Origin of the sequence: Pseudomonas plecoglossicida NBRC 103162 = DSM 15088 (assembly GCF_000730665.1) — a bacterium.
GTDB classification, from domain to species: Bacteria; Pseudomonadota; Gammaproteobacteria; order Pseudomonadales; family Pseudomonadaceae; genus Aquipseudomonas; species Aquipseudomonas plecoglossicida.
In genome coordinates this window covers 1-5,567 of record NZ_BBIV01000080.1, presented here as the reverse complement: position 1 = coordinate 5,567, position 5,567 = coordinate 1, and the positions used below count along the sequence as shown (strand labels likewise).

The following is a 5,567-nucleotide window of genomic DNA, read 5'->3' as shown; positions in this document are numbered from 1 at the left end:
AAAGACAAAACCCCTACCTGCTCGCGCAGATAGGGGTTTTGCGAAATGAATCTTGACGATGACCTACTCTCACATGGGGAAACCCCACACTACCATCGGCGATGCATCGTTTCACTGCTGAGTTCGGGATGGGATCAGGTGGTTCCAATGCTCTATGGTCGTCAAGAAATTCTGTTGCCAGAATGTCCAGATGGACAGCCCAGCGAATTCGGATATGCGATATTTGTGATGTTGCTTGCGAACTTTCGGTTCGTTTCGTCTTCACCACCGCAATTCGCATGAGCAAATTGCTTGGGTGTTATATGGTCAAGCCTCACGGGCAATTAGTATTGGTTAGCTCAACGCCTCACAGCGCTTACACACCCAACCTATCAACGTCGTAGTCTTCGACGGCCCTTCAGGGGATTCAAGATCCCAGTGAGATCTCATCTTGAGGCAAGTTTCCCGCTTAGATGCTTTCAGCGGTTATCTCTTCCGAACATAGCTACCCGGCAATGCCACTGGCGTGACAACCGGAACACCAGAGGTTCGTCCACTCCGGTCCTCTCGTACTAGGAGCAGCCCCTCTCAAATCTCAAACGTCCACGGCAGATAGGGACCGAACTGTCTCACGACGTTCTAAACCCAGCTCGCGTACCACTTTAAATGGCGAACAGCCATACCCTTGGGACCGGCTTCAGCCCCAGGATGTGATGAGCCGACATCGAGGTGCCAAACACCGCCGTCGATATGAACTCTTGGGCGGTATCAGCCTGTTATCCCCGGAGTACCTTTTATCCGTTGAGCGATGGCCCTTCCATACAGAACCACCGGATCACTAAGACCTACTTTCGTACCTGCTCGACGTGTTTGTCTCGCAGTCAAGCGCGCTTTTGCCTTTATACTCTACGACCGATTTCCGACCGGTCTGAGCGCACCTTCGTACTCCTCCGTTACTCTTTGGGAGGAGACCGCCCCAGTCAAACTACCCACCATACACTGTCCTCGATCCGGATAACGGACCTGAGTTAGAACCTCAAAGTTGCCAGGGTGGTATTTCAAGGATGGCTCCATGAGAACTGGCGTCCCCACTTCAAAGCCTCCCACCTATCCTACACAAGCAAATTCAAAGTCCAGTGCAAAGCTATAGTAAAGGTTCACGGGGTCTTTCCGTCTAGCCGCGGATACACTGCATCTTCACAGCGATTTCAATTTCACTGAGTCTCGGGTGGAGACAGCGCCGCCATCGTTACGCCATTCGTGCAGGTCGGAACTTACCCGACAAGGAATTTCGCTACCTTAGGACCGTTATAGTTACGGCCGCCGTTTACCGGGGCTTCGATCAAGAGCTTCGCTTGCGCTAACCCCATCAATTAACCTTCCGGCACCGGGCAGGCGTCACACCCTATACGTCCACTTTCGTGTTTGCAGAGTGCTGTGTTTTTAATAAACAGTCGCAGCGGCCTGGTATCTTCGACCGGCATGAGCTTACGGAGCAAGTCCTTCACCCTCACCGGCGCACCTTCTCCCGAAGTTACGGTGCCATTTTGCCTAGTTCCTTCACCCGAGTTCTCTCAAGCGCCTTGGTATTCTCTACCTAACCACCTGTGTCGGTTTGGGGTACGGTTCCCAGTTATCTGAAGCTTAGGAGCTTTTCTTGGAAGCATGGCATCAACCACTTCGTCGCCTAATGGCAACTCGTCATCAGCTCTCGGCCTTGAAATCCCGGATTTGCCTAAGATTTCAGCCTACCACCTTAAACTTGGACAACCAACGCCAAGCTGGCCTAGCCTTCTCCGTCCCTCCATCGCAATAACTGGAAGTACAGGAATATTAACCTGTTTTCCATCGACTACGCTTTTCAGCCTCGCCTTAGGGACCGACTAACCCTGCGTCGATTAACGTTGCGCAGGAAACCTTGGTCTTTCGGCGTGCGAGTTTTTCACTCGCATTGTCGTTACTCATGTCAGCATTCGCACTTCTGATACCTCCAGCAAGCTTCTCAACTCACCTTCACAGGCTTACAGAACGCTCCTCTACCGCGTCATCAAAGATGACACCCGTAGCTTCGGTGCATGGTTTGAGCCCCGTTACATCTTCCGCGCAGGCCGACTCGACTAGTGAGCTATTACGCTTTCTTTAAAGGGTGGCTGCTTCTAAGCCAACCTCCTAGCTGTCTAAGCCTTCCCACATCGTTTCCCACTTAACCATGACTTTGGGACCTTAGCTGACGGTCTGGGTTGTTTCCCTTTTCACGACGGACGTTAGCACCCGCCGTGTGTCTCCCATGCTCGGCACTTGTAGGTATTCGGAGTTTGCATCGGTTTGGTAAGTCGGGATGACCCCCTAGCCGAAACAGTGCTCTACCCCCTACAGTGATACATGAGGCGCTACCTAAATAGCTTTCGAGGAGAACCAGCTATCTCCGAGCTTGATTAGCCTTTCACTCCGATCCACAGGTCATCCGCTAACTTTTCAACGGTAGTCGGTTCGGTCCTCCAGTCAGTGTTACCTAACCTTCAACCTGCCCATGGATAGATCGCCCGGTTTCGGGTCTATACCCAGCGACTAAACGCCCTATTAAGACTCGCTTTCGCTACGCCTCCCCTATTCGGTTAAGCTCGCCACTGAATATAAGTCGCTGACCCATTATACAAAAGGTACGCAGTCACCTAACAAAGTAGGCTCCCACTGCTTGTACGCATACGGTTTCAGGTTCTATTTCACTCCCCTCTCCGGGGTTCTTTTCGCCTTTCCCTCACGGTACTGGTTCACTATCGGTCAGTCAGTAGTATTTAGCCTTGGAGGATGGTCCCCCCATGTTCAGACAAAGTTTCTCGTGCTCCGTCCTACTCGATTTCATTGATAAGAGATTTTCGTGTACGGGGCTATCACCCACTATGGCCGCACTTTCCAGAGCGTTCCACTAATCTCAAACCAACTTAAGGGCTGGTCCCCGTTCGCTCGCCACTACTAAGGGAATCTCGGTTGATTTCTTTTCCTCAGGGTACTTAGATGTTTCAGTTCCCCTGGTTCGCCTCTTGCACCTATGTATTCAGTACAAGATAACCAGCTTGTGCTGGCTGGGTTCCCCCATTCAGAGATCTCTGGATCACAGTCTGTTTGCCGACTCCCCAAAGCTTATCGCAGGCTACCACGTCTTTCATCGCCTCTGACTGCCAAGGCATCCACCGTATGCGCTTCTTCACTTGACCATATAACCCCAAGCAATCTGGTTATACTGTGAAGACGACATTCGCCGAAAATTCGCATGTTGCGCTCTCGCGCAGAACTCACAAATTTTACCTTAGCCTGATCACACACCAGTGAAAGTGCATGTCAGTCTATATCTATCACATATCCGAATTTTTAAAGAACGATCTGACAAAAGTCAGAAATCAACATTCAGTCACGAATGTTCATTTCTAAGTTCTGACAAGTTACTGCGAAAGTGGTGGAGCCAAGCGGGATCGAACCGCTGACCTCCTGCGTGCAAGGCAGGCGCTCTCCCAGCTGAGCTATGGCCCCGTATTCTACGGCTGAACCAAGTAATGGTAGGTCTGGGCAGATTTGAACTGCAGAAGAGCCGCCCTCACCACTCTTTATCCAGAGGCATGGGGTGCTCGACATTCCAACCAAAATTGGTAGGTCTGGGCAGATTTGAACTGCCGACCTCACCCTTATCAGGGGTGCGCTCTAACCAACTGAGCTACAGACCTAATGGTAAAACTTTGGGTCTTGATCGTCTTTATACAATGAATCAAGCAATTCGTGTGGGAGCTCATCAGCAGGCTGATGTCGTCGATTAAGGAGGTGATCCAGCCGCAGGTTCCCCTACGGCTACCTTGTTACGACTTCACCCCAGTCATGAATCACACCGTGGTAACCGTCCTCCCGAAGGTTAGACTAGCTACTTCTGGTGCAACCCACTCCCATGGTGTGACGGGCGGTGTGTACAAGGCCCGGGAACGTATTCACCGCGACATTCTGATTCGCGATTACTAGCGATTCCGACTTCACGCAGTCGAGTTGCAGACTGCGATCCGGACTACGATCGGTTTTGTGAGATTAGCTCCACCTCGCGGCTTGGCAACCCTCTGTACCGACCATTGTAGCACGTGTGTAGCCCAGGCCGTAAGGGCCATGATGACTTGACGTCATCCCCACCTTCCTCCGGTTTGTCACCGGCAGTCTCCTTAGAGTGCCCACCATAACGTGCTGGTAACTAAGGACAAGGGTTGCGCTCGTTACGGGACTTAACCCAACATCTCACGACACGAGCTGACGACAGCCATGCAGCACCTGTGTCAGAGTTCCCGAAGGCACCAATCCATCTCTGGAAAGTTCTCTGCATGTCAAGGCCTGGTAAGGTTCTTCGCGTTGCTTCGAATTAAACCACATGCTCCACCGCTTGTGCGGGCCCCCGTCAATTCATTTGAGTTTTAACCTTGCGGCCGTACTCCCCAGGCGGTCAACTTAATGCGTTAGCTGCGCCACTAAAATCTCAAGGATTCCAACGGCTAGTTGACATCGTTTACGGCGTGGACTACCAGGGTATCTAATCCTGTTTGCTCCCCACGCTTTCGCACCTCAGTGTCAGTATCAGTCCAGGTGGTCGCCTTCGCCACTGGTGTTCCTTCCTATATCTACGCATTTCACCGCTACACAGGAAATTCCACCACCCTCTACCGTACTCTAGCTCGCCAGTTTTGGATGCAGTTCCCAGGTTGAGCCCGGGGCTTTCACATCCAACTTAACGAACCACCTACGCGCGCTTTACGCCCAGTAATTCCGATTAACGCTTGCACCCTCTGTATTACCGCGGCTGCTGGCACAGAGTTAGCCGGTGCTTATTCTGTCGGTAACGTCAAAACAGCAAGGTATTAGCTTACTGCCCTTCCTCCCAACTTAAAGTGCTTTACAATCCGAAGACCTTCTTCACACACGCGGCATGGCTGGATCAGGCTTTCGCCCATTGTCCAATATTCCCCACTGCTGCCTCCCGTAGGAGTCTGGACCGTGTCTCAGTTCCAGTGTGACTGATCATCCTCTCAGACCAGTTACGGATCGTCGCCTTGGTGAGCCATTACCCCACCAACTAGCTAATCCGACCTAGGCTCATCTGATAGCGCAAGGCCCGAAGGTCCCCTGCTTTCTCCCGTAGGACGTATGCGGTATTAGCGTTCCTTTCGAAACGTTGTCCCCCACTACCAGGCAGATTCCTAGGCATTACTCACCCGTCCGCCGCTGAATCAAGGAGCAAGCTCCCGTCATCCGCTCGACTTGCATGTGTTAGGCCTGCCGCCAGCGTTCAATCTGAGCCATGATCAAACTCTTCAGTTCAATACTGCTTGGGTTTTTAAGAAACCCTAAACTTGGCTCAGCAATCTCAAATGACTATGTGATTTCTCGCATGGCCACTTGTGATGCTGATAATCTTTGTGACTATCAGTCCGTACTCACAAGCACCCACACGAATTGCTTGATTCGATTTGTTAAAGAGCGTTTGGTTAAGAGCTTTCGTCTCAACCGAGGCGCGCATTCTACGCTTTCCTCATTTGCTGTCAAGCGTTTATTTTGAAGTTTTT

General features: G+C 51.5%; 2 tRNA genes and 3 rRNA genes. All 5 read right to left on the bottom strand.

The features are described from left to right. Window positions 1-50: 50 nt before the first annotated feature. The 5 genes from rrf to PPL01S_RS24050 all read right to left on the bottom strand — a co-directional run bounded on the left by rrf (window position 51) and on the right by PPL01S_RS24050 (window position 5,322). Window positions 51-166, bottom strand: a 5S ribosomal RNA gene (rrf, locus tag PPL01S_RS24070). A gap of 136 nt (window positions 167-302) precedes the next feature. Continuing rightward, window positions 303-3,194: ribosomal RNA gene (locus PPL01S_RS24065) — 23S ribosomal RNA — on the bottom strand. A 237-nt stretch (window positions 3,195-3,431) separates the two neighbouring features. After that, a tRNA-Ala gene (locus PPL01S_RS24060) sits at window positions 3,432-3,507 on the bottom strand. 114 nt (window positions 3,508-3,621) lie between these two features. Further along, window positions 3,622-3,698, bottom strand: a tRNA-Ile gene (locus PPL01S_RS24055). 87 nt (window positions 3,699-3,785) lie between these two features. Next, window positions 3,786-5,322: ribosomal RNA gene (locus PPL01S_RS24050) — 16S ribosomal RNA — on the bottom strand. Together the 16S, 23S and 5S rRNA genes with 2 tRNA genes alongside form the textbook arrangement of a ribosomal RNA operon. Window positions 5,323-5,567: the final 245 nt, after the last annotated feature.